Annotated in this window: 17 protein-coding genes and 2 pseudogenes; 14 read left to right on the forward strand and 5 right to left on the reverse strand. The window is 68.2% G+C overall.

Features of this window, described 5'->3' with window-relative positions:
- Positions 1-19 precede the first annotated feature (19 nt).
- Entirely contained in the window at positions 20-1,219 is a 1,200-nt protein-coding gene (moeB, locus tag ACX5I6_RS11810; protein WP_461840589.1) for a molybdopterin-synthase adenylyltransferase MoeB, read from the forward strand.
- Between the two features lie 183 nt (positions 1,220-1,402).
- Here the strand turns inward: moeB and ACX5I6_RS11815 are convergent, their stop codons facing one another.
- Positions 1,403-2,731, reverse strand: a complete 1,329-nt coding sequence (locus ACX5I6_RS11815) for a glutamyl-tRNA reductase (protein WP_461840590.1) — start codon at positions 2,729-2,731, stop codon at positions 1,403-1,405.
- Between the two features lie 159 nt (positions 2,732-2,890).
- Between ACX5I6_RS11815 and hemE the strand changes: the two genes are divergently transcribed.
- The 10 genes and pseudogenes from hemE (at position 2,891) to hemL (ending at position 13,794) form a co-directional block, all read left to right on the forward strand.
- Positions 2,891-3,985 (forward strand): uroporphyrinogen decarboxylase, encoded by a 1,095-nt coding sequence (gene hemE, locus ACX5I6_RS11820; RefSeq protein WP_461840591.1) that lies wholly within the window; start codon positions 2,891-2,893, stop codon positions 3,983-3,985.
- Positions 3,986-3,988: 3 nt separating this feature from the next.
- On the forward strand, positions 3,989-5,437 hold the full coding sequence (gene hemG, locus ACX5I6_RS11825) for a protoporphyrinogen oxidase (protein WP_461840592.1): 1,449 nt from the start codon (positions 3,989-3,991) through the stop codon (positions 5,435-5,437).
- Positions 5,438-5,575: 138 nt separating this feature from the next.
- Entirely contained in the window at positions 5,576-6,364 is a 789-nt protein-coding gene (locus ACX5I6_RS11830; RefSeq protein WP_461840593.1) for a hypothetical protein, read from the forward strand.
- Between the two features lie 110 nt (positions 6,365-6,474).
- Positions 6,475-7,176, forward strand: a complete 702-nt coding sequence (hemQ, locus tag ACX5I6_RS11835; protein WP_018760278.1) for a hydrogen peroxide-dependent heme synthase — start codon at positions 6,475-6,477, stop codon at positions 7,174-7,176.
- On the forward strand, positions 7,173-8,414 hold the full coding sequence (locus ACX5I6_RS11840) for a ferrochelatase (RefSeq protein ID WP_461840594.1): 1,242 nt from the start codon (positions 7,173-7,175) through the stop codon (positions 8,412-8,414). The genes hemQ and ACX5I6_RS11840 overlap by 4 nt, the downstream gene beginning before the upstream one ends.
- On the forward strand, positions 8,411-9,409 hold the full coding sequence (gene hemC, locus ACX5I6_RS11845; protein ID WP_461840595.1) for a hydroxymethylbilane synthase: 999 nt from the start codon (positions 8,411-8,413) through the stop codon (positions 9,407-9,409). The genes ACX5I6_RS11840 and hemC overlap by 4 nt, the downstream gene beginning before the upstream one ends.
- Before the next feature lie 7 nt (positions 9,410-9,416).
- Entirely contained in the window at positions 9,417-10,313 is an 897-nt protein-coding gene (locus ACX5I6_RS11850) for a uroporphyrinogen-III synthase (RefSeq protein WP_461840596.1), read from the forward strand.
- A gap of 60 nt (positions 10,314-10,373) precedes the next feature.
- Positions 10,374-11,357: a porphobilinogen synthase gene (gene hemB / locus ACX5I6_RS11855; RefSeq protein ID WP_461840597.1), complete on the forward strand. Its 984-nt coding sequence runs from the start codon at positions 10,374-10,376 to the stop codon at positions 11,355-11,357.
- Positions 11,354-12,429 (forward strand): annotated as a pseudogene (locus ACX5I6_RS11860) (LLM class flavin-dependent oxidoreductase). The gene hemB and the pseudogene ACX5I6_RS11860 overlap by 4 nt, the downstream one beginning before the upstream one ends.
- 33 nt (positions 12,430-12,462) lie before the next feature.
- Entirely contained in the window at positions 12,463-13,794 is a 1,332-nt protein-coding gene (gene hemL, locus ACX5I6_RS11865) for a glutamate-1-semialdehyde 2,1-aminomutase (protein ID WP_461840598.1), read from the forward strand.
- Between the two features lie 110 nt (positions 13,795-13,904).
- On the opposite strand, the gene ACX5I6_RS11870 is transcribed toward hemL, so the two are convergent.
- The 4 genes from ACX5I6_RS11870 to ACX5I6_RS11885 all read right to left on the reverse strand — a co-directional run bounded on the left by ACX5I6_RS11870 (position 13,905) and on the right by ACX5I6_RS11885 (position 17,405).
- Positions 13,905-14,642 (reverse strand): amino acid ABC transporter ATP-binding protein, encoded by a 738-nt coding sequence (locus ACX5I6_RS11870; RefSeq protein WP_018760271.1) that lies wholly within the window; start codon positions 14,640-14,642, stop codon positions 13,905-13,907.
- The gene (locus ACX5I6_RS11875; RefSeq protein WP_018760270.1) at positions 14,639-15,403 is read right to left on the reverse strand and encodes an amino acid ABC transporter permease; all 765 of its coding nucleotides are present in this window, start codon (positions 15,401-15,403) and stop codon (positions 14,639-14,641) included. Before ACX5I6_RS11875 ends, ACX5I6_RS11870 begins: the two co-directional genes overlap by 4 nt.
- A 12-nt stretch (positions 15,404-15,415) precedes the next feature.
- Positions 15,416-16,363, reverse strand: a complete 948-nt coding sequence (locus tag ACX5I6_RS11880) for an ABC transporter substrate-binding protein (protein ID WP_461840599.1) — start codon at positions 16,361-16,363, stop codon at positions 15,416-15,418.
- 331 nt (positions 16,364-16,694) lie between these two features.
- The gene (locus ACX5I6_RS11885; protein WP_461840600.1) at positions 16,695-17,405 is read right to left on the reverse strand and encodes an exonuclease domain-containing protein; all 711 of its coding nucleotides are present in this window, start codon (positions 17,403-17,405) and stop codon (positions 16,695-16,697) included.
- Positions 17,406-17,468: 63 nt separating this feature from the next.
- Here ACX5I6_RS11885 and ACX5I6_RS11890 point away from each other — a divergent pair, with 63 nt between their 5' ends.
- The 3 genes and pseudogenes from ACX5I6_RS11890 to ACX5I6_RS11900 all read left to right on the forward strand — a co-directional run bounded on the left by ACX5I6_RS11890 (position 17,469) and on the right by ACX5I6_RS11900 (position 24,721).
- Positions 17,469-17,885 (forward strand): MGMT family protein, encoded by a 417-nt coding sequence (locus ACX5I6_RS11890; RefSeq protein WP_285319995.1) that lies wholly within the window; start codon positions 17,469-17,471, stop codon positions 17,883-17,885.
- Positions 17,886-17,911: 26 nt separating this feature from the next.
- A pseudogene (locus ACX5I6_RS11895) lies at positions 17,912-21,212 on the forward strand (ATP-dependent helicase).
- Entirely contained in the window at positions 21,209-24,721 is a 3,513-nt protein-coding gene (locus ACX5I6_RS11900) for a UvrD-helicase domain-containing protein (RefSeq protein ID WP_461840601.1), read from the forward strand. The pseudogene ACX5I6_RS11895 and the gene ACX5I6_RS11900 overlap by 4 nt, the downstream one beginning before the upstream one ends.
- The last annotated feature ends 37 nt before the right edge of the window (positions 24,722-24,758 follow it).

A 24,758-nucleotide genomic window follows, 5' to 3' on the forward strand; every position in this document is an offset into this window, starting at 1 on the left:
CCGGGGCATACATTGAAGTATGGCTTCGACGTTCACCGCAAATGTTTCAACCCCTTCGCTGGATCCGCTGGTGGAACCGGCGGCCGCCCTGACGTCCGCCGAGGTGGAACGCTACTCCCGGCACCTGATCATTCCCGAGATCGGCGCACTGGGGCAGCGGCGGCTCAAGAACGCCAAAGTGCTGGTCATCGGAGCCGGAGGCCTCGGTTCACCAGCGCTGCTATACCTTGCCGCGGCAGGGGTGGGCACGCTGGGCATCATCGACGACGACGTGGTGGACCTGAGCAACCTGCAGCGCCAGGTCATCCATGGCGTGCAGGATGTGGGACGGCCCAAGATCGAGTCGGCCCGCGACGCCATCGCCGCCCTGAACCCGCTGGTGGACGTCCGGCTCCACAACGTGCGCCTGGATTCGGGTAACGCCCTCGAACTGTTTGCGGACTACGACCTGATCCTGGACGGCGCTGACAACTTCGCCACCAGGTACCTGGTGAACGATGCCGCCGCCATCCTGGGCAAACCCTACGTCTGGGGCTCCATCTTCCGTTTCGACGGACAGGTGAGTGTCTTCTGGGAGAAGCACGGCCCCACGTACCGGGACCTCTATCCCGAGGCCCCTCCCGCCGGTTCCGTGCCGTCCTGCGGCGAAGGCGGCGTCTTCGGCATGTTGTGCGCGGCGGTGGGCTCGCTGATGGTCACCGAGGCAGTGAAACTGATTACCGGCGTCGGGCGCTCCCTGCTGGGCCGCGTGGCGCTGTTCGATGCCCTCGGCGGCAGCTGGCGGGAGATCCGGGTCTCCAAGGACCCCGCGGCGGAACCCATCACCGAACTCACGGACTATGAGGCGTTTTGCGGGATTGCCCCGGAGTCCACCACGGACACGGAACACACCATCACCGCCACCCAGCTGGCCACCATGCTCGCGTCGCGGAAAGCCGGGCTCAAGGACTTCGAACTGGTGGACGTCCGGGAAGCCGGCGAGTACGACATCGTCCGGATCGACGGAGCCAAGCTCATTCCGCAGGGACGGATCCTGGCAGGGGAGGCGTGGGGCGAACTCCCGCAGGACCGGGACATCGTGTTCCACTGCAAGGCCGGGACGCGATCGGCAAACGTCCTCGCGGCAGCCCGCCAGGCAGGCTACCAGCGGGTCAGCCACCTCGACGGCGGCATCCTGGCCTGGGTGCGCGAGGTGGAACCCGACAAGCCGGTCTACTGACGGAAACGCCCGCTCACCTTTGACATCAATTTCCCCAACGCCCGCTCACCTTTGACAGCTTGCAAACCAACGCCCGCTCACTTTCTTGAAGGAAGTGAGCGGGCGTTGCCTCAAATGTGGCAGGAAGTGAGCGCGCGTTGCGTCAAATGTGGCAGGAAGTGAGCGGGCGTTGCCGCCGGGACGTCAGGCGGTTTCGCGGCCTGTGTGGTCCACCGGGCATTCGGGCTCCGCGGCTGCGGCCGCCGGCGCGACACCCGGCTGCTCGACGGTGATGCCGTAGAGGGCTTCCAGGGCGGCCACGTAGTCATCCTGCTGCCCGTTGGCGGCAAGTTCGCGGGCGCGCACGGTGGGGACGTGCAGCAGCTGCTTGACCATCCGGCGGAGCGCGAATTCGACTTCTTCCGCGGCGGCGGTGCAGCCGTGGCGGGCCCGGACCTTTTCCATCTCCGCGTCCAGCACGTTCATGGTGTGCCGGCGCAGGGCGACAATGGCGGAGTCCACCGAGCGGGCTTCGCGCTCCTGTTCGAACGCCTTGGCGGCGCCGTTGACGATGCCGCTTGCCTGGGTCAGCGATTCGGCCTGCTCCTGCGGGGCAGCGAGGCGCACCGATTCCAGGGTGAGCAGCTCGACGCCGTCCAGTTCGCCGACGGCGGGGTCGAAGTCGTGCGTGAGGGCAAGGTCGATGGCGATCAACGGCTGTGCGGAATCCGCGCGGACCTGGGCCAGTTCATCGGCTTCCACCCGGGTGTCCGAACCGCTGCAGCCAATCATGACGTCAGCCGCAGCAACCGCCGGACGGAGGGATTCGACGTCCAGTGCCGTGCCGCCGCGTGTTGCCACGAATCCTTCGGCCCGCCCCGAAGACGAGTAGACGCTGATGTCCGTGCAGCCGCGTTCGCGGAGGAGGGCCATGGTGGCGCCTGCGTAAGCACCGGTTCCGAAGAGCACTACCTTCTTGGCGGACCAGTCGGGACTTTCGGAGAGGTCGGTGGCAAGGTCCAGCGCCACCGAGACAATGGAGAGGCCGCGGGAACCCAAAGCAGTCTGGGCACCGACGTCCTTGGCGGTCTTGGACGCGGCCTGGAACAGCCGGACCAGTCCGGCGCTGGCCGTGCCCTCATGCTGGGCGGTAATCAGTGCCCGCCGTACCTGCCCGGCGATTTCGCGTTCACCGACGACGGCGGAATCAAGTCCGGCGCTCACGGCGAAAAGGTGCTGGGTCACCTCCGGCCCGGTGCGGGTATTGAACGAACGCGAGACCAGGGGTTCAGACAGGCCGCTGGCCTCGCTGATGCGGGCGACGAGGGCGGCGCGGGCAGCCTCGACGTCGGCAGCGTTGGGGGCTTCACCGTAGATTTCGAAGCGGTTGCAGGTGGCCAGGACCACGGCGCCGGCCACGGCTGGGGATTCGATGAGGGTGGACGCGGCAATCCCTGAGGAACCGTTGCTCAGCTGAGCGACGGTTTCAAGATCGATGTCGGCGTGTGTAGCCACCAATGAGAAAAGAACCACAGCAGACCAATCATAGCTTTTTCGTTGCCCGGTAGAACAACCGCCGGAAAGGATAGTCGCCACACCCTGCGGTGATCCCGGACACCTTCCTGTCGCCATGGCCGCAAGGCGACAGGTTGTCGTTATCTTTTGCGGCTCTTTTTGGGCACAATCAAAAGCATGACTCCTAGCCCTGCCGTCTCCGCTGCCGGCGCCCTCGCCGCAGACCATCCACTGATGGACGGCCGCACAGCGGACTCACCGCTGATCACGGCCTACCGCGGAGGCAAACCCTCCCGCCGTCCCGTCTGGTTCATGCGGCAGGCGGGCCGGTCGTTGCCGGAGTACCTCAAGGTCCGCGAGGGCATCGCCATGCTGGACTCCTGCCTCCGTCCCGAGCTGGCCTCGGAGATCACGCTGCAGCCCGTACGCCGTCACGACGTTGACGCCGGCATCTTCTTCTCCGACATCGTGATTCCGCTGAAGCTGGCCGGCGTCGGCGTCGACATCGTGCCGGGGGTGGGGCCCGTCCTGGACAAGCCCGTGCGCACGGCCGCCGACGTTGCCGCCCTCCCGCAGCTGACCTGGGAGGCGCTTGAGCCCATCCGCGAGGCCGTCCGCCTGACGGTGGCTGAACTGGGCAAGACGCCGCTCATCGGTTTCGCCGGGGCCCCCTTCACGCTGGCCGCGTACATGGTGGAAGGAAAGCCGTCGCGCGACCACCTTGGCCCGCGCACCATGATGCACGCCGATCCCGAAACCTGGCACGCCCTCGCCAATTGGGCCGCAGACGCCTCCGGCATGTTCCTCCAGGCGCAGCTGGAGGCGGGTGCCTCGGCGGCCCAGCTCTTCGACTCGTGGGCCGGCTCGCTGGGCCTGGCCGACTACACCCGCTATGTTGCACCGGCCTCCGCCCGGGCCCTTGACCACGTCCGCCACCTCGGTGCTCCGCTCATCCACTTCGGCACCGGCACCTCCGAACTCCTCGTGGCCATGCGTGACGTTGGCGTGGACGTGGTGGGGGTCGACTACCGGTTGCCCTTGGACGAAGCGAACCGCCGGCTGGGCGGCACCGTTCCGTTGCAGGGGAACATCGACCCCGCGCTGCTCCCCGCCCCCTGGAACATCCTCGAAGCCCACGTCCGGGAGGTCATTGCGGCCGGTTCCGCCGCCCCCGGCCATGTCCTCAACCTCGGACACGGCGTGCCGCCCGAAACGGATCCGGCCGTCCTGACCCGGGTGGTGGGGCTCATCCACTCCATCCCGCCGGCGTAACCCGTGGGCAGTTCTCCGGCGAAGCCCGGCACGGCGCTGGTGGTGGGCGGCGGGATTTCCGGGCTCCTGTCCGCCCGGGAACTCGCCGCGGCCGGCCTTGGCGTGACCGTGCTCGAGGCCGGCGACACGTGGGGAGGCTGCGTTGGCAGCCACACCGTGGCCGGCCTCACGCTGGACAGCGGCGCGGAATCCTTCGCCACAAGGTCCGACGCCGTGGCACGCCTTGCCACCGAACTGGGACTGGGCGGAAGGATCGTTTCCCCACGCCCTGGCGGTGCCTGGGTCCAGCTTCCCGACGGGCCCCGCGAACTGCCCAAGACCGGCGTGCTGGGCATCCCGGCCAACCCTTGGGACCCGGAGGTCCGGCGGACCCTGGGCATCATGGGCTCGCTGCGTGCCTCGCTGGACCGGTTCCTGCCGGCGTCGGTGGGTGCCGGTACCGGCGTAACCAGCGTTGCTGCCCTCGTCCGGGCGCGGATGGGCGCGCGGGTGCTGGACCGGCTGGTTTCGCCCGTAGTGGGTGGTGTCCATTCCGCGGATCCCGGGCTGCTCGACGTCGACATGGTGGCGCCGGGCCTTCGAACCGGGCTGCGGAAACACGGTTCCCTCGCTGCCGCGGTGTCAGCGCAGCGTCGGCCTTTAGGCGGTGCGGGAGCAACCGATCCAGGCCGTCCGGCCAAGGCCGGGTCCGCCGTCGCCGGTCTTGACGGTGGCATGCACACGCTGGTGGATGCCCTGGTGGCCGATCTGCGGTCGCGGGGAGTGACCCTGCTGGCGCGCACGGCGGCGACGGCCGTCAGCCGCACCACGTCAGGCTGGCGGGTGGACGCCGACGGCACGCCGTTCACCGGCGGCCTGCTGGTCATGGCAGTCGACGGTCCGGCCGCCGTCGGGCTCCTGGAAGCTGCGGTCCCTGCGATCGCAGGGAAGCACCCGGCCTCCGGGCCTGACGTCAAGCTTGTCACCCTGGTGCTGGAGCAGCCGGAGCTGGACCGGCGGCCACGCGGAACCGGGATCCTGGTGGCCCCGCAAACCCCCGGCGTCGAGGCGAAGGCACTCACCCATGCAACCGGCAAATGGGACTGGCTCGCCGCCGCTGCAGGCCCCGGCCGCCACGTGGTGCGGCTCTCTTACGGCCGGGTGGACGGCGCCTCCGCCCAGCCGGGCGGCCCGGACTCCGACGAGGAGCTCTTCGCGGCATCGCTTCGCGACGCATCAGCACTGCTGGGCGTTCCCGTCGCGGCCGGCGACATCCAAGACTGGGACGTGGTGCGTTGGCGCGGCTCCCTCCCCTTCGCCGCGGTGGGACACCGGGCCCGGGCGGCAGCCATCCGGGAGGCGTGCACGGCTGCCGGCGGCCTGGCCGTCGTCGGCGGCTGGGTGGCCGGGAACGGCCTGGCTGCCGTTGTTGCCGATACCCGGGACCAAATTGGCCGACTGACCGGCGCCTGACTATCGCTGCTGGTCAGCACGCCGGGACGCCTTGACGGCTTCGTTCAGGCCCTGCGGCCGGGCCGTTCCCGGTTTTCAATCCGGCCGACGTTCTGGTTAGGGTCGATGACTATGGTTCAACACAGGTCCGAGCTTCCAATGTCCCGGACCGGTATCCATTGGGGACTCCGGCGAGGCACCGCAGCAGCGGCCGTCGGAGCGGTACTGGTTCTTTCCACCGGCGTCCAGGCGTCCTTGGCTGATGACGGAGTCCCGCCCCAGGATCCCACGGCACAAACGTCGCTGAGTGCAGGAACAACAGCGTCGGCCTCCGTTGCGGCGGGAAGCCCGCTGTCCGCACTCCTTCCCGATCTTCCGCTCCCAACCACCTCCGGGACCCCCTTGTCCCCGGCCGCGCGGACGCCCACGCCGACCACACCTGCGCCGTCGCCGTCTTCTTCGCCGTCGTCGGCCCGAACCGCCCCCACCATTGCCTCGGCACCTGCCATGGCCCCGGGTGCCGGCACGGCGTCCGGTGCCGCGGCGGGGGCGTCCCCATCAGCGCCGGCGGTTGCCCAGGCGGTGGTCCCTCCGTCTCCCGCAGCTGTCGGTCCCGGCGCGGGATCCGGTGCCGCAGCAGGGATGTCCGGCACGGCCGCCGGTGACGCTGCAGCAGGCCAGGAAAGTACACCGGCTGCCGCCGGTCCGGACGTCGGCGGGGCTCCGTCCACTGGCCGGCCGTCCGGCACTGCCCTGCAGCCGGGCGCCCAGCCGTCCCCGGCAGCCCGCACCGCGCTGGCGGCCGGAGTCCCGGCAAGTCCCGGCCGCCCGGTTTCGTCCATCGAGGCCCTGCCGGGCGTCCCCGATGCCATGGTGTGGCTGGGAGTCGGGCTCGTTGGCGTGGGGACTGCCGCCGGCCTGGTGTTCCTGCGCATGCGCCGGTTGTAAAGTCCGCGCAGCGCGACCCACGGGCTGGATAATGTGACATTCCTCACTTCTACGAGTTGTAGAACTGTTCGGTTTCCACTTGGTGGCGCTGAAGGGGCAAACTGGTAACCATGAGCCACACTTCTGCCGAATCTGTCACTAAAACCGAAGAATCAGCCGAGCAGTTCTTCACCCTCTGGACGGTCTTCAAGCGGTCGGCGTCGGTGGTCCGCAGCGCAGATGCTGCCGCCGACTTCGAAGCCCTGCTGGAGCGGCTCGCCGAGGCGGGCGTGACGCACCGGGGCAGCTACGACGTCTCCGCCATGCGTGCCGACGCCGACGTGATGGTGTGGCTCCACGGGCCCAAGCCCGAGGCGCTGCAGCAGGCCATCCGCGACATCCGCCGCAGCACCCTCTTTGCCGGGACCGAGATTGTCTGGTCCGCCATGGGTGTCCACCGCGAGGCCGAGTTCGCCAAGAACCACACGCCCGCCTACTCGCGGGGCGTCGCGCCGGCTGAATGGCTCTGTGTCTATCCGTTCGTCCGCTCTTACGAGTGGTACATCCTGCCGGAAGAGGAGCGCGGCGCGATGCTCCGGGAGCACGGACTCCTGGGCCGGGAGTTCCCGCAGGTGATCTCCAACACCGTCTCCTCGTTCGCGCTGGGGGACTGGGAATGGATCCTTGGACTCGAAGCGCCCGAACTCGTGGACCTGGTGGACCTGATGCGCCACCTGCGCGCCACCGAAGCACGCAACCACGTCCGTGAAGAAGTGCCCTTCTACACCGGCCGCCGGATCACCGCCGATGAGGTTGCCGAGGTCCTCGCATGAGCCCGCTGGATCCGCAGGCAGCGGTCAACCCCGTCACGGAAGCCGGACGCATGGCGCCGAAGAATTACGACGCCGTCCTGCTCGCCTCCTTCGGCGGCCCGGAAGGCCAGGACGATGTCATTCCGTTCCTCCGCAACGTCACCCGCGGCCGAGGAATTCCGGACGAGCGGCTTGAAGAGGTCTCCCACCACTACCGGGCCAACGGCGGCATCAGCCCCATCAACCAGCAAAACCGCGAGCTCAAGGCAGCCCTGGAGGCCGAGCTGGCGTCCCGGGGGATCGACCTTCCCGTCCTGTGGGGCAACCGCAACTGGGCGCCCTACATCCCGCAAACACTCCAGGAAGCGTACGACGCCGGCCACCGCCGGGTCCTGATGCTCACCACGAGTGCCTACTCCTGCTACTCCAGCTGCCGCCAGTACCGCGAGGACATCGGCATGGCCCTGACCGAAACCGGCCTGGACGGCCGGCTGGAAGTGGACAAGGTACGCCAGTACTTCGACCACCCCGGTTTCGTGGAGCCGTTCGTGGAGGGTACCTCTGCAGGCCTGGCGGACGTCCTGGCCAAACTGGCAGCCGGAGGCACGCCGGAGGCTCCCGTCCACGTCCTGTTCGCCACCCACTCCATCCCCACCCGCGACGCCGAGGCTGCCGGCCGTTCCGAGGGCGAGCCGCGCGAGTTCGAGGAAGGCTCGGCGTACGTGGCCCAGCACCTGGCCAACGCGGCCGCGGTCATGGACCGGGTCAAGGCGGAGTCCGGCTTGGCCGCTCCGTGGTCCCTGGTGTACCAGTCCCGCTCCGGCGCCCCCCACGTTCCGTGGCTGGAACCGGACATCAATGACGCCATCGAGGAACTGGCAGGCCAAGGGGTCAAGGGAATCGTCATCGTTCCGCTGGGCTTCGTCAGCGACCACATGGAAGTCGTCTGGGACCTGGACACCGAAGCCATGGAAACCTGCGCCAACCTCGGACTGGCCGCCACCCGCGTCCCCACTCCCGGCACGCACCGCGCGTTCGTCGACGGCCTGGTGGACCTCATCTGCGAGCGGACCGTGGCGAACAACATCAGCGACCGCCCGGCCGTGACGGATCTTGGCCCCTGGTACGACGTGTGCCGGCCCGGCTGCTGCGCCAACTTCCGCGGCGAAAAGCCCACCATCTCCGGTGCCGACACCACTGTGGGAACCGGGCACGACCCGTATCCCGCAGGGACGGCCGGGGAAACGGCACAGCAGTGACGGTCCGCATCGGAACCCGCGCCAGCAAGCTCGCGCTGACCCAGACCCGGCAGACCGCGGACCAGCTGGCCGCCGTCGGGGGCTTCCCGGTGGAACTGGTGCACATCAGGACCGACGGCGACGTCCTCACCGGATCGTTGTCGCAAATGGGCGGCACCGGCGTCTTCGTCGCAGCATTGCGTGATGCGCTGCTGCGCGATGAGTGCGACGTCGCTGTCCACTCGCTCAAGGACCTGCCCACCGGCGCAGCCGTGGGCCTGAGCCTGGCCGCGACGCCGCGGCGGGTGGATGTGCGGGATGTCCTGTGCGCCCGCGACGGACTCAAGCTGGCCGACCTGCCGGCGGAAGCCAAGGTTGGCACCGGCTCGCCGCGCCGGGCAGCGCAGTTGCGTGCTGCCCGGCCCGACCTGGACATCATCGATATCCGCGGCAACGTGGACACCCGGCTGGGCCGCGTGCCCGGACTGCCCGGCAACTCCACCGACCAGGTGGTGCCCGGAAAATCCTGCGACCTCGACGCGGTGGTCCTCGCCGCCGCCGGACTGGAACGCATCGGCAGGCTGGACAGCGTCAGCGAATACCTCGAAACCGACGTCATGGTCCCCGCCGCCGGGCAGGGCTCATTGGCCATTGAGTGCCGCACGGCCGATGCCCCGCCGAAACCGGGTGCCACCGAAGGATCCCGCGAAGTGCTGGCCCAGGCGCTTGCAGCCCTTGACGACCCGGACACCCGCCTCGCGGTCACCGCTGAGCGTGCCCTGCTGGCCCGGCTCGAAGCGGGCTGCGCCGCACCGGTTGGAGCCTACGCCTACCGGAAAGGCAGCATGCTCCACCTCGAAGCGGTGGTGTGCGCCGTGGACGGCACCGCCACCGTACGGGACAAGCGCGCCACGGACGGGCTGACGGAAGTCGGCGCCACGTTGCTGGGCATTGAGTTGGCTGAGGTCCTCCTCGCCGCCGGAGCCGCCGACATCGCAGACCTGCAGGCGTCCTGACCTGGCGATGACGCAGCCTTCACCGAGCCCCGGACCGGACACGCCGCGCAGCGGTGAACGGTCCGGTGGCGGACACCTGGCCGGTGCCAGGGTGCTGGTCACCCGGAGTCCGGAACGCGCCGCCGCCTTGGTGGACGCCCTTGAAAGGGCAGGCGCCGCTACGGTCCTGCTGCCGCTGATCGACTTCGAACGGGCACCGGACCAGCACGCGCTGGACGTCAACTGCGACGCCCTGGCCGCCGGCGCGTTTGACTGGCTGGTCGTCAGCAGTGCCACCACCGTGCACGTCCTGCTGGAAAAAGCCGCCGACCGCGGCCTCGGCCTGGACGCGCTGATCCCCGCCGGGACGCGCATCGCGGCCATCGGGCCGGCGACGCGCAGGCTCCTGGAATCCGGTGGGCTCACGGTTGCCCTCGTCCCTGCTGCCGAGCAGTCGGCAGCGGGCTTGCTCGACGCATGGCCAGGAGGCGGCAGGATCCTGCTGCCGCAGGCCGACATCGCAGCTCCCACACTGGCCGACGGCCTGCGGGCGGCAGGGGGCGACGTCACAACGGTCACTGCCTACTGCACCGTGGATTACCCGGCGGCAGCGGAGCGCAGGCTCGCCGTGCAACCGCATGACGGCGGCACAGCCCGGCAGCCGCCGTCGTACTCCCTCCTGACGCCGGAAGCAGCCGCGGCGGACATGGCGGCAGGGCGCATCGATGCGGCCATTGCCGTCTCGCCCAGCGCGGTGCGCCGGCTCGCAGCCCTCGCTGGCCGCCCGGGCTGCCGGCTGGTCGTGATCGGCCGGTCGACGGCGGACCAGGCCGCGGCGCTCGGCCTGGACGTGGCTGCGGTGGCGGACGAGCCCACCCCTGACGGGCTGGTTGCCGCCGTCGCGAAGGCCCTCAACCCGCCCTGACCGGCCCGCCCGCCTCCCCGCTCCCCAAAAGCCTGACGAACTACGCGAAGGACAGGACCCATGACTTTCCCCAACCAACGCCCCCGCCGCCTGCGCACCACCCCCGCCATGCGCCGGTTGACCGCCGAAACCCGGCTCGCGCCCGCCGAACTCATCCTCCCGGCCTTCATCCGGGAAGGCCTCACCGAACCCAACCCCATCACGTCAATGCCGGGCGTGGTCCAGCACACCACCGACACGCTCAAGCGGGCCGCGGCGGAAGCTGTGGAACTTGGCCTGGGCGGCATCATGCTCTTCGGCATCCCGGAAACCCGCGACGCCGAAGGCTCGGCGTCCCTTGACCCGGACGGTGTGCTGAACAAGGCCATCCGGGACGTCCGCGCCGAAGTGGGCGACGACCTGGTGATCATGAGCGACGTCTGCCTGGACGAATTCACCGACCACGGACACTGCGGAGTGCTCGACGCCGACGGGTACGTGGACAACGACCGCACCGTGGAAATCTACGCCCGGATGGCCGTGGCGCAAGCTGAGGCCGGCGCCCACATGCTGGGCCCCTCCGGCATGATGGACGGCCAGATCGCCGCCATCCGCTCAGCCCTGGACGACGCCGGCCACCTCAACACGTCGGTGATCGCCTACTCCGCCAAATACGCGTCGGCGTTCTACGGACCCTTCCGGGAAGCCGTGGACTCCCAGCTCAGGGGAGACCGGCGGACCTACCAGATGGATGCAGGCAACCGCACCGAAGCCCTCCGCGAAGTGGAGCTGGACCTGGCTGAAGGCGCGGACATCATCATGGTCAAACCGGCCATGAGCTACCTCGACATCGTGGCCGACGTCGCCGCGATGAGCCCCGTGCCCGTGTCCGCCTACCAGATCTCCGGCGAGTACGCGATGATCGAGGCCGCAGCCGCCAACGGCTGGATCGACCGCCGCGCCGCCATCACCGAGTCCGTCCTCGGCATCCGCCGGGCCGGCGCCCACATGGTCCTCACGTACTGGGCCGCCGAACTGGCCGCCTGGCTCAAGGAATCCCGGTGACCGGCGCCCAGGCGGCGGGACCCACCGCGCCGGTGGGGACGACCGCATCCTGTTGGGCCTGAACACCTTCGGCGACGTAGGTGAGGCCCCCGACGGCAGCCCGCAGCCGCACGCCCAGGTGCTGCGCCAACTGCTGGAACAGGCTGAACTGGCGGACGCCGTCGGACTCCACGCCTTCGGTGTGGGGGAGCACCACCGCAAGGACTACGCCGTGTCCGCGCCCGAAGTCTTCCTCGCCGCCGCTGCGGCACGCACCACACGCATCCGCCTGGGCTCTGCCGTGACCGTCCTGAGCTCGGACGATCCCATCAGGGTGTTCCAGCGCTTCTCCACCGTGGACGCAATCTCCGACGGCCGCGCGGAAGTCATGCTGGGTCGCGGATCCTTCATCGAATCCTTCCCGCTGTTCGGCCTCGACCTGGCCGACTACGAGGTCCTGTTCGAAGAGAAACTCGAGCTGTTCGACAAGGTCCGCGCACAGAAACCTGTGCACTGGGAGGGCCGCACCCGCCCGGCCCTCGCCGGCCTGAGCGTCTACCCGCCGCTGGAACACCACCTCCTCCCCACCTGGATCGGCGTGGGCGGCACCCCCGAATCCGTCCTCCGGTGCGCCCAGTACGGCTATCCCATCATCTTCGCCATCATCGGCGGCCAGCCGCGCGGTTTCCGGCCCCTCGCCGACCTCTACCGCGAAGCCATGGCCAAGTACGGCCACCCGATGCAGCAGATGGCCACGCACTCGCCCGGCCATGTGGCCGACACCGATGAGCAGGCCCGCGAAGAGCTGTTCCCGCACTGGTTGAAGCTGCGCAACAAGCTGGGGGCCGAGCGCGGCTGGGGACCGGCCGGCCGCGGCGAGTTCGATGCCCTCTGCTCGGCCGAGGGTGCCCTTTACGTCGGCTCGCCGGAGACGGTGGCCCAAAAGATCGTGCGGCTCAAGCGGAACCTGGGCGTGGACCGCTTCGACCTGAAATACAGCAACGGGCCTTTGCCGCATGCGGCCATGATGCGCTCGATCGAATTGATGGGTACGGCGGTGGCGCCCCGGGTGGCCGAGCTGCTCGCCGGCTAACCGTGCTTACGGCTAACTGAGAGAATAGGAACCATGACTTCCAGCAATCCTCGCAACGAGGCACTCTTCGACCGCGCCCGCCAGTTGATGCCGGGCGGCGTCAACTCGCCGGTCCGCGCCTTCGGCTCCGTCGGCGGCACGCCGCGGTTCATGGTGTCCGCCAAGGGCCCCTACCTGACCGACGCCGACGGCAAGGAATACGTGGACCTCGTCTGCTCGTGGGGACCGGCCCTGCTGGGCCACGCCCACCCGGGCGTGCTGGATGCCGTCCACGCCGCCGTCGACCGTGGCCTCTCCTTCGGTGCATCCACGCCTGATGAGGCGAACCTGGCGGCCATCGTCCAGGAGCGCGTGCCCGCCGTCGAACGCCTGCGGATGGTGTCCACCGGCACCGAGGCCACCATGACGGCGGTCCGGCTGGCCCGCGGCTTCACCGGCCGCAACCTGGTCATCAAGTTCGCCGGCTGCTACCACGGCCACCTTGACGGACTGCTGGCCGCCGCCGGCTCCGGCGTGGCGACCCTCGCCCTGCCCGGGTCCGCCGGCGTCACGGAAGCCACCGCCGCCGAAACCCTGGTGCTGCCCTATAACGACCTCCAGGCCGTCGAGGAAGCCTTCGCCGCGCACGGACAGAACATCGCAGCTGTCATCACCGAGGCGGCACCGGCCAACATGGGCGTCGTCACCCCCGGCGAGGGCTTCAACCTGGGCCTTTCCCGGATCACCCGGGAGCACGGCGCGCTCCTCATCGTCGATGAGGTCCTGACCGGCTTCCGCACCGGCTACTCCGGCTACTGGGGCCTCACCGGCGGTGCTCCCGACGCCGAACAGCCCTGGACCCCGGACCTGCTCACCTTCGGCAAGGTCATCGGCGGCGGAATGCCGACGGCGGCCCTGGGCGGCCGTGCCGATGTGATGGACTACCTCGCGCCCACCGGCCCCGTGTACCAGGCCGGTACGCTGTCCGGAAACCCGGTGGCGATGGCCGCCGGCGTCGCCACCCTGACCCACGCCACGCGGGATGTCTACTCCTTCATTGACGTCCGCTCGCTGGAACTGTCGTCCGCGGTTTCCACCGCCCTGGATGCGGCCGGGGTGGACCACTCCATCCAGTTCGCCGGGAACCTCTTCTCGGTGGCCTTCGGAACCTCCGCCCACGGCGTCCACAACTATGCCGACGCCCAGGCGCAGGAAACGTTCCGCTACGCCCCGTTCTTCCACTCCATGCTGGAATCCGGGGTCTACCTGCCGCCCTCGGTCTTCGAGGCATGGTTCCTCTCGGCCGCGCACGATGACGACGCCATGAACCGGATCTACGACGCCCTCCCGGCCGCAGCCAAGGCGGCCGCAGCCGCCCAGGCCTAGGACCGCCGTCGACCGTTAAACGGACAATCCCCGCCTCCCGGACTTTTCCCCTGCGTACAAGGTGGAAAAGTCCGGGAGGCGGGGATTTTGGTCCGTGCCTGCCTGGCTGCCTACAGGACGTCGGCGAGGAAGCCCTTCAGCCGGTCCGTCCGTGGCTCGGTGAAAACCTGCTCAGGAGGGCCGGACTCCACCACCACGCCGGCGTCCATGAACGTCACCGCGTCCGAGACATTGCGGGAGAAACCCATCTCGTGGGTGACAACCACCATGGTCATGCCGCCCTTGGCCAGGTCCGCCATCAGGGCAAGCACGCCCTTGACCAGCTCGGGGTCCAGCGCGGACGTCGCCTCGTCGAAGAACATCACCTCGGGCTTCATGGCCAGCGCGCGGGCAATGGCGACGCGCTGCTGCTGCCCGCCGGACAGGTTGGCGGGCCGGGAATCAGCCTTGTGCTTCAACCCGACAAGGTCCAACTGCTCCAGGGCTTCGGCCCGCGCTTCCTCCTTGGAGAGCTTGCGCAGCTTCCGCAGGGCGAGGGAGACGTTCTCCACCACCGTCTTGTGCGGGAACAGGTTGAACTGCTGGAACACCATCCCGATCCGGCGCCGGAGTTCATCCGGGTTGTCCTTCAGGACCGAACGGCCGTCCAGCAGGATGTCCCCCTGGTCCGGTTCAATCAGCCGGTTCATGACCCGCAACAGGGTGGACTTGCCGGACCCCGAAGGGCCAATGACGGAGGCCGTGGTGCCCTGCGGAACATGCAGGTCGATGCCCCGCAGCACGTGGTTGCTGCCGAAGGACAGGTGGATATTCTTTGCGCTCAGTGTTCCGGACGTGAACTCACTCATGCCTGGGCTCCCTTCCCGACGACCGCTGCAGCTTCGTCCGGCTCTTTCTTTTCCGGCCGTCCGGTGCGGAGTCGCCTGTCGATCCAGTTCACAAAGTGCGTCAACGGAACGGTGAGCACCAGGTAAAAGACAGCCGCAGCGACGTAAGGCGACAGGTTGCCGCTGGTGGACGCCGCGTCCTTGCCGATCTGGAAGATCTCCCGTTCGCTGGCCAGCAGCCCGAGCATGAAGACCAGGGAGGACTCCTTGATCAGCGCGATGAACTGGTTGACCAGGGCCGGAAGCACCCGCCGGACACCCTGGGGCACGACCACCAGGCGCATGGCCGGGCCGTAGCCGAACCCCAGGGCCCGGGTGGCTTCGAGCTGTCCCTTGTCCACGCTCTGGATGCCGGAACGGAAGATCTCGCCGATGTAGGCGGCCGACATCAGGGACAGCGCGGCGATTGCCATCGGGTAGGGGCTGGTGGACCCGGTCCACTGCCGGACGATCGGCCCGAAGCCCAGCCCGATCACCAGGATGGTGAGGATGGGCGGCAGCCCGCGGAGCACGTCCGTGTAGATACGCGCGACCCAGCGGGCCCCGGCGTTCCGGGAGATCCCCATCAGGGCAAGCAGCATGCCGAGCACTGTTCCGATGACGCCGGAAGAGACGGCCAAAACGAGCGTATTCGGAAGCCCGACGGCGAACATTTTGGGCAGGACGGCGCCGATGGCATTCCAGTCAAGGAAGGTATCGGAGAGTAGTTTGAGGATGTCCATGGAACGCCCGGGTTACTTCGCGGGAACCTGGACGGCTTTGCTGCCCGGCTTCCAGCCTTGCGGGGTCTGCTCGGCAGCCGTGGGACGGTCCGTGTACCACTGGGCCGTGAGCTTGGTCCACGTGCCGTCAGCGATAACGGCGTCGAGTCCCGCGTTGAGGGCGTCGATCAGTGGCTTGTTGTCCTTGTTCACTGCGTACGCGGTGAAGTTCTGGGTGTTGACCACTTTCTCGGCAATCTTGGTGTTGTCGCCGTCCTTGACCTGCCCGGTGGCCTGCTGCGAGGGTGCCACCCAGGCGTCAACCTGGCCGGACTTCACATTGGCGTAGACAGTGTTGTAGTCCGGGAACCGGACCGGCTCGAGACCCAGGGTGTTCGTGACGTAGTCGTCCTGCACGGTGCCCTGGACCACGCCGATGCGCACGCCGTCCTTGAGGTCGGCGAAGCCCTTGACCTTGGAATCGTTCTTGGTCACGACGGCCATGTAGCCGAAGTCGTAGCCGTTGGTGAAACCGACCGTCTCACGGCGCTTGTCCGTGGTGGAAATCGAGGAGGATCCGACGTCGAACTGCTTGTTGGCGACCTGGGACAACAGGGCCGAGAAATCGGTGGAGGCGAACTCGACCTTCAGGCCCAGCTTGTCACCGATGGCGCGCAGGAGTTCGTTGTCGTAGCCGGTGAACTTGCCGGAAGGGTCAATGAAGATGTTCGGCGGGGCATCGGAGAGGGTGCCGACGCGCAGGGTGCCCTCGGTGATGAGGCCTAGCTTGGTCTTGTCGATCTTGTCGATCGGCGTGACGTCCGTGGTGGTGTACTTGTCCAGCGTCTGCTGGTCGCTGCCCTTCAGGGCGTCGGTGGGGGTGCCGCTCGGCTGGGAGGAGCCGCCGCACGCCGCGAGCGAAACCGCGAGGGCGAGGGCAACAGGAGCGGTTGTGAGCCACTTCATCGCTTTGATTTTCATCAGGTTGTCACTTTCATTGAGTCCTAAGTCGACCGGGCCGCAGGGCTGCGCTGTGGCGCCTGGCACCTGCTCCCGGCGCTGGTCCAGCCGGGCTGGGCAGGCGGTGACCGCAAAACTTTATTGTCTCACCAGCGCTATCAGGCACTGTGAGCTGAAGAAAGTGCCGTTCCATGACTGTTTGGCCGAATAATGATCAGCCACGGAAGGAATTACGGAGTGATCAAAGCGCTTGGCGGCCACCCGGACGAAGGATCAGCCGACCTGAGGGGGAACTTGCATTAAGCAACGTGACTGTGACATGCCTCCCAATCCGGCAGGCGGCAGGAGCGGGCTAGAATCCTCCGGCAGTGGCATCCTGGGGCGGCAGGACCGGCCAGTCTCCCTCGATCACGGCCGCAGGCTTGGTCTTTCGGAGGTAGTTCTGGAAGTCGGCGGCCTGGGCCGTGGCCCATTCGATCTGCAGCTGGTGCAGGTTGCCTGCCGGCATCTGCAGTTTGGGGAACTTCCCGGCCATCGCATCGAGGACGCGCAGGGTGGCGAGAGCATCGGCGGCAGAGGTGTGCGCGTTGTCCAGGTTTACGCCGTATTCCTCGCAAAGGGCCGTGAGCGTCCGTTTGCCCTTGCGGTACCGGTCCACCTGCTTGTTCATGATATACGGGTCCAGGATGGGGAAGCGGTGGAGTTGCGGCACCCCGTACCGCGCCGACTCCGCCGCGAGGACGGTGAAATCGTAGCTGGCATTGAACGCGATGACCGGAATTTTCGAGTCAAAGAGTTCCTGCAGGACGGCGGCGACCTCCCGCGTCACCTCATGGGCCGGCCGGCCGTCCCGCCTTGCCTGATCGGTGGTGATGCCGTGGACATCGCTGGCTTCCGTGGGAATTTCCACACCCGGGTCCGCCAGCCACTCGTGCTCCTTGATGACCCCGCCTTCATGGTCCACCACGGTGATCGACGCCGTGACGATCCTGGCCGCACGCGAATTGCGGCCGGTGGTTTCAAGGTCAAATGCTGCGCGGGGGAGGGTGTGCCAGGAGCTCATGGTTCAACGCTAAGGGGACCCGCCGACAATTTAGTGGAACGCCACTGCCGCTACATTGGATCAATGCGGAAAGAGTATGTCCAGGCGGTCCTTGCCGTTGTCAGGCTGGTTTCGCCGGGATCCGCAGTGTCGTACGGGGATGTCGCCGAGCTCCTGGGCTCCGGTGGGCCCCGGCAGGTGGGCTCGGTGATGAGCCACTACGGAAGCAGTGTGCCTTGGTGGCGCGTCCTGAAAGCGAGCGGGCATGCTCCCGAAGGCCATGAAGCCGAGGCCTTATACCGCTACCTCGAGGAGGGTACCCCGCTGAAGGGAGACCATGCCGCGTACCTGCGGACAGGCGAAGGACGTTGGCGCGTGGATTTGGCTGCGGCACGCTGGGCCCCCACCGATGAGGATTTTGAGCGGATCGACGACGCCGCCGGAGAGTTGGAGGGTCGGCTCCGGAGTTTGTCAGTGGCTGATGATGGAATGAGTTTGTGACAGTAGCAATCCCCTTGGACGGCCCCTTGGCCCCGCGGCAGGAGCCGAAGGAAGCTCCGGAGGCCGCATTCCCCGGTGCCCCGGCCCTCCGGCTGCTCCCGCCCCGCCGGGTGCACGCCGAAGCAATCCAGCTGACGCCGGACCAGCAGGCGGCAGTGGATGTTCCGCAGGGCTCGGGGCCAGTCCTGGTGCCGGGCGCACCAGGCACAGGGAAGACCACCGTCCTGGTCGAGGCCGCGGTCCAGCGCGTCTTCCGTGACGGGGTGGATCCGGAGCGCATGCTGATCCTGGCACCCACCCGCCTTGCCGCGGACTTCCTGAGGGACCGCTTCACCGCCCGGCTGGACCGGAGCCTCAGCACCACTCCCGCCAGGACGTGGGCGTCCTATGCTTTCGACCTCATCCGGCGGGCCAAGGCCGAGGGCGTCATCCAGCTCTCAAGGCCACCCCGGCTGTTGTCCGGTCCGGAGCAGGACCTGATCATCAAGGAGCTCCTGGAGGGACACAGGATTCCCGGCCTCGAGCTGCCGTGGCCGGCCGATCTTGACCGTGCACTGGAAACCCGTGGTTTCCGACAGGAGGTGCGGCAAGCTCGTTGACCGTGTGATTGAATCCGGCCGGACTGCCGAGGATCTCTATCGGTTGGCGGACCAGTGCGGACGTCCGGACTGGAAAGCGGCGGCAGCGCTCTACGCCGAGTACCGGGACGTCCTGGACCTGCGGATGCCTGAAGCATTCGACCCCGCCGGAATCATCACAGCCGCCCGCCAGATCTTCCAGGACGCCCCCGATTTCCTTGCGGCCGAGCGCGACCGACTGCAGGTGGTCCTGGTGGACGATATCCAGGAGGCCAACCCCGCCATCTTCGAACTGCTGGCCGATATCGTGTCCGGCAACGACTGCTATGTGACGTCCTGCCCGGACACCGTGGTCCAGGGATTCCGGGGTGCCAGGCCGGATCTCGTGGCTGAGCTCCCCGGACTCCTGGGAGCCCAGGCGCCCGTCCTTGAACGCCCGCTCCGCTATGCCCACCGACTCGCCCCCGCCGTGGCCGAGTCATGGCTCGGCGTTGCCGGCCGCATTTCCCAGCGCGCCGGCGGCCAGTTGGCGCGGCGACTGGAGCCAATCGGCCGGCCGGCCCGGGACGATGGCCCGGCGCACGACGAAGACAATGTCCCGGCCGGCCGTGTCGAGGCCCACCTGGTCCCCACGCCAGTCCATGAACTGCGCTATGTTGCCCAGCGGATCCTTGACCAGCACATCAACCACAACCGCGGTCTTGGCGACATGGCGGTGATTGTCCGCAACGGCGGCCAGGTCAGCGAGCTGCAGCGGTACCTGTCCGGGCAGGGCATCCCGGTCCGGGTCCCTGTGGCTGAATCCGCGGTCCGGGACGAGGTGGCGGTCCGGCCGCTCCTGGATGCCTTCGCCATTGCCTTGGATCCGGCCCTGCTGACGCCGGAAGCCGCCGTGGCCCTCCTGACGTCGCGCATCGGAGGGGCCACATCCATCGAGCTTCCGGCGGCTCCGGCAATCGCTGCGCCGGGAGGACCTCCTCGGTGGCGGCGGGCGGGCCAGCGATGTCCTCCTGGTCGAGGCACTGCTCGAGCCCGGGGCGCTCGGCGCCTTGGGCCTTGAAGGCCGGGCAGCGCGGCGAACCGCAAGGATGATCCAGGCCGGCCGGGCGGCAGCCGCCCTGCCCGGCGCCAATGCCGAATCAGTGTTGTGGGCTCTGTGGAACTCCACCGGCCTCGCCCCCGCATGGACCTCAACTGCCTTGTCGGGCGGTCCGCACGGGGCCCGGGCCGACCGTGACCTCGACGCGATGATGGCCCTCTTCCACACCGCTGAACGCTATGTGGACCAGATGCCCGGCGCGGGCCCTGAGCAGTTCCTGGAATACCTGCTGAACCAGGAGCTTCCCATGGACACCCTCGCTGCCCGGGCCCAGCTGGATGACGCCGTTGAACTCATGACGCCGGCCAGCGCCGCGGGCCGCGAATGGCCGGTCGTCATCATTGCGGGCCTGCAGGAGGGGGTGTGGCCCAACACCAGGCTCCGCGGCGAACTGCTCGGCAGCACCCTGTACGCCGACGCCGTGGAACACGGACCGGAGTATGCGCTCCAACGCGATCCGTTGAGCCGGTTGAGGGATATCCGCTATGACGAACTGCGCAGTTTCTCCACGGCGGTATCGCGGGCACGCGAACTCCTGTTGTGCACCGCCGTCTCATCGGAGGACGACCAACCGTCATCCTTCCTGGACTTCGTGGCACCACTTGAACCGGGTCAGGAGGGGCGGGTTTTCACCCAGGTTGAGCGGCCCATGACCCTGCGTGCCCTGGTCGCCGAACTCCGGCAATATGCCCAATCCGATGCTGCGGATCCCGCGCACAGGGAAGAAGCGGCCCGGGTGCTGGCACGCCTGGCCGCCGCCGAGCCTGCGGTAGCCGGCGCCCACCCGGACACCTGGTGGGGGCTGGCGCCGCTGAGCTCCTCCGAGGCCGTGGTGCCGCCCGGGTCAACAGTGTTCGTGTCCCCGTCCAAGGTGGAGACCGTGCAGAAGTCGCCCCTGGACTGGTTCGTCCAGGCGGCTGGCGGCGAGGCGGCCACCGACTTTGCCCGCAGCCTTGGCACCCTTGTGCACGCGATCGCCCAGGACATGCCCGAAGCGTCCGGCTCCGAGTACGTTGCAGAGCTGGTGCGGCGTTGGCCGGCGCTGGGGATGAAGGACAACTGGGAAGGGCGGTTGGATTTTCAGCGCGCCGAGACCATGGTCCGGAAGTTGGCCCAGTATGTGGTGGCCATGAGGGCTGAAGGCCGCAGCCTGCTGGGCGTGGAAAAGGACTTTGACGTCGCCCTTGGGGACGTGGTGGTGGACGCCGCGGCGCCGCGCGATGCGGTGCTCCGCGGTCAGGTTGACCGGCTGGAGGTCGACGGCGAGGGGCGCCTGGTGGTGGTGGACCTCAAGACCGGCAAGAGGCAGCCCGGCAAGGGGGAGCTCTCCGTCATCCACAGCTTGGGGCGTACCAGGCAGCGGTGGTCGCCGGCGGGTTTGAGGCCGGCCCGGATGGGAGCGGCCTGTCCGGCGGTGCCGTCCTGGCGCAGCTCGGCACCGGGGCCAAGAACCCGTCCATCCAGCAGCAGGAACCCCTGGACCCGCAGGAGAACTGGGCGTTGGACATGGTCAAGGATGCGGCCTCCGTGATGGGTGGCAGCGAATTCGTCGCGCGGCATGATCCGGCCAAGGGCAGCCACGGCGGCCATGGCTGCCGGCTTCCCGAGGTGTGTCCGCTGTGTGCCCGTGGAAGGCAGGTCACCGAATGAGCCACCCGATGGAGGTCCTGACTGCAGGGGAGGCCGCCGCCACACCCCGTTTCAGTCCCGAAGAGCTGTCCGTGCTGCTCGGCGAAAAGAACATCCCGACGCCGGAACAGTCGGCCATCATTTCTTCCCCTCTGGCGCCCCGGCTGGTGATCGCGGGGGCGGGTTCGGGAAAGACCGCCACCATGGCGGACAGGGTGGTATGGCTGGTGGCCAACGGCTGGGTGACGCCCGAGGAAGTCCTGGGGGTGACGTTCACCCGGAAGGCTGCCGGCGAGCTCGCCAGCCGGATCCGGTCGAAGCTGCTGGCCCTGCAGCGCCTTGCCGCAAAGGACGACGGCGGCGGGATGTTTCCGGAGGGCCTGCTCAGCAGCGACGCACTGGAACCCAAGGTGTCCACATACCATTCCTTCGCCAGCGGCATCGTCTCGGACTACGGCCTTCGGCTGGGTGTGGAACGCGATGTGGTCCTGCTGGGCGGAGCGCAGGCATGGCAGCTGGCCAGTGAGGTGGTTGAGGCATACGACGGCGAATACGCCCACTTCCGTGCCGCGAAGTCCACCCTGGTGAAGGCCGTGATCCAACTGGCGGGGGAGTGCGCCGAACACCTCCAGGAACCCGAGGACGTCGAAGCCTGGTTGATGGCGCGTCTCTCGGAATTCGAGTCCCTGCCGTATCTGGCGGACAAGAAGAAGAACCCGCCGCAGGCAGCGGCGGACCTTGCCGGAATGCTGCGGACCAGGGCGAGCGTCGCCGATATGGTGGGCCGCTACGCTGCGGCGAAACGAGCCCGCGGCGCCCTCGATTTCGGGGACCTCGTGGCCCTCGCCGCGAAAGTGGCGCAGGAGGTTCCCTTGGCGGCCGCGATGGAGCGGCAGCGGTACAAGGTTGTCCTGCTCGACGAGTTCCAGGACACGTCGTACGCGCAACTGGTACTTTTTTCCCGCCTTTTCGGCGGCGGCCATGCGGTCACGGCAGTCGGCGACCCCAACCAGTCGATTTACGGGTTCCGCGGCGCATCCGCCGGGCAGTTGTTCCACTTTGTCCGTGAATTTCCTGTCCGGACCGCTGAAACCGGCACTGAGTCGGGCTGGGCGCCTGCCCCAACCTCCTACTTGACCACAGCGTGGCGGAACGGCCGCTCCATCCTCGCCGCCGCCAACGTCATGTCCCAATCCCTGGGCCTGTCGGCCGCCAGGCGCGGGCCGGCAGGAGCGTTGGCGGCCGTGGCCGAAGTGCCCCCGCTGCAACCCAGCCCCCACGCTGTCGACGGAGCAGTGGTGCTGGGACGCTTCGCCAGCGACGTCGAAGAGGCCGCCGCCTTGGCCGAGGACGTCCTGAGGTACAAGGTCACGGACTTCGAAGCCAAAGCGGACGGAACGGCCGTTGCCCCTGCCCTGGCCGTACTGTGCCGCAGGCGCGCCCAGATGGAGACCATCCGCAGGCAATTCGAAGCCCGTGGCATCGCCTACGAAATCGTGGGCCTGGGCGGGCTCCTGGACACCCCCGAGATCGTCGACCTCGTCGCCACGCTGCGCGTCCTTGCGGACCCGGGCCGTTCAGATGCCCTCATGCGGCTGCTGGCCGGTGCACGGTGGCGCATAGGGCCGGCGGACCTGATGGCGTTGCGTGACTGGTCCAGCCAACTGGCGCGAAACCGGGGCAAGGCTTCCGCCGGGTTTGACCCCGAGGACCCCGACACCGACAGCGATGCCGGTGAGGGGCCGGTCCTGGAAAGTGACCTCACGGACGGCGCCAGCCTGGTGGAAGCCCTGGACTTCCTGCCGCGCGACGGATGGACGTCGTCGAACGGACGTACCCTTGGTGCGCCGGCCCGCACGCGTCTTGCCCGGTTGTCGGCGGAACTGCGCCAGTTGCGCGGTTACCTTGGAGACGACCTCACCACCCTCCTGGGTGAAGTGGAACGGGCCATGCTCCTGGACATCGAGGTGGCGGCACGGCCAGGGGTCAGCATCCATCAGGCGCGACGTAACCTCGACGCCTTCCAGGACGCCGCCGCAGGATTCCTTCGAACCTCCCAACGGGTGGATATCCTCGCCTTCCTGTCATGGCTGGAGGCTGCCTCCGCTGAGGAGAACGGCCTGGAAGCACCTGCCAGCGACGTGAACCGGGAAGCAGTCCAGTTGTTGACCGTCCATGCGTCCAAGGGCCTCGAATGGGACGTTGTCTTCGTCCCCGGGCTGAACGCGGGAGCCTTCCCGAGCGACAGGGATTCGCGCTGGAGCAGCGGGTCGGCAGCCCTTCCCTGGCCTTTGCGCGGAGACCGGGCCGACCTTCCCCAGTGGGATGTGGAACAACCGGACCAGAAGGGGTGGCTGGATGCTGAGAAGGATTTCAAGGCGGCGGTGCAGGCCCACGGGGAAGAAGAAGAACGGCGGCTTGCCTATGTTGCCTACACCAGGGCCAAGCATGTTCTGTGGGTATCGAGCGCCGCCTGGGTGGGTTCACGCGCCGGACGGGCGGAGATGTCCCCCTTCCTGGCGGAGCTTGCACCGCTGACCCAGCCGCCCGGCAACGAGCTTCAGGCTGCCGCCCTGGTCCATCGGTTGTCCTTGGAAGAGGCCGCCCTTCCGGAAGAAAGCCCGCTGACGCTGGAGACAGAAGAAGCGGTGTGGCCCTATGACCCGCTGGAGGGTCCAACGGACGCGCGGACCGGTGAGCGGCTGCGCATGTCACGTGGCCGCAGGGCTGCCATGGAAGCTGCGGCCGAACGGGTGTTGGGCCTGCTGAAGACCGGCGTGGTCCTGACCGAGGCGACCGGGAAATCCAGCGGAGCGGGCATGCCCCGGAACGGTGGGGGGCCGTTGCTCACGGGAGCTGCCGCCGGCTGGGCGAGGGAAGCTGCGCTGTTGCTGGAACGCAGGGCCAGAAGGTCTGGTGGCCAGGAGGTGCACCTGCCTACCCATATCTCCGCCTCCACCCTCGTGGACCTCGGGGAGGACCCTGAAGCGGTGGTGGGGCGGCTGCGCAGGCCGGTTCCCCGCGAACCGGGCATGTCGGCGCGAAAGGGCACGGCTTTCCATGCTTGGGTGGAGGAGTACTTCGGGACCGCCGGGATGCTTGACCTCGGCGAGGCGCCGGGGTCGGACGACCACATCGATGCTGCCTACGACCTTGACGACATGGTGGCCACGTTCAAGGCGTCCCCATGGGCCGACAGGTCCCCGGCCTTCGTTGAGGTGCCGGTTGAAACGAGGGTGGGTGACGTGGTTGTCCGGGGACGGGTCGACGCCGTCTTCCAGGACGCAGACGGCCGCTGGGACCTGGTGGACTGGAAGACCGGCCGCCGGCCGTCAGCCGGGCAACTGAAGACCCGTTCGATCCAGCTTGCCGTGTACCGGCTTGCCTGGGCACGCCTGAAGGGCGTTCCGCTGGAGGACGTGCGGGCTGCGTTCTTCTATGTGGCGGACAACGCCGTGGTGCGGCCGCACGACCTCGGGTCGGCCGCCGAGCTGGAAGGAATAGTGGCGCGCGCCCTCGCCCGGACGTGAGGTAAAGGTTCACTTTGCCCGCTGCCGGCGGGGGCCC

It is taken from the genome of Arthrobacter sp. MMS24-T111 (assembly GCF_054888995.1).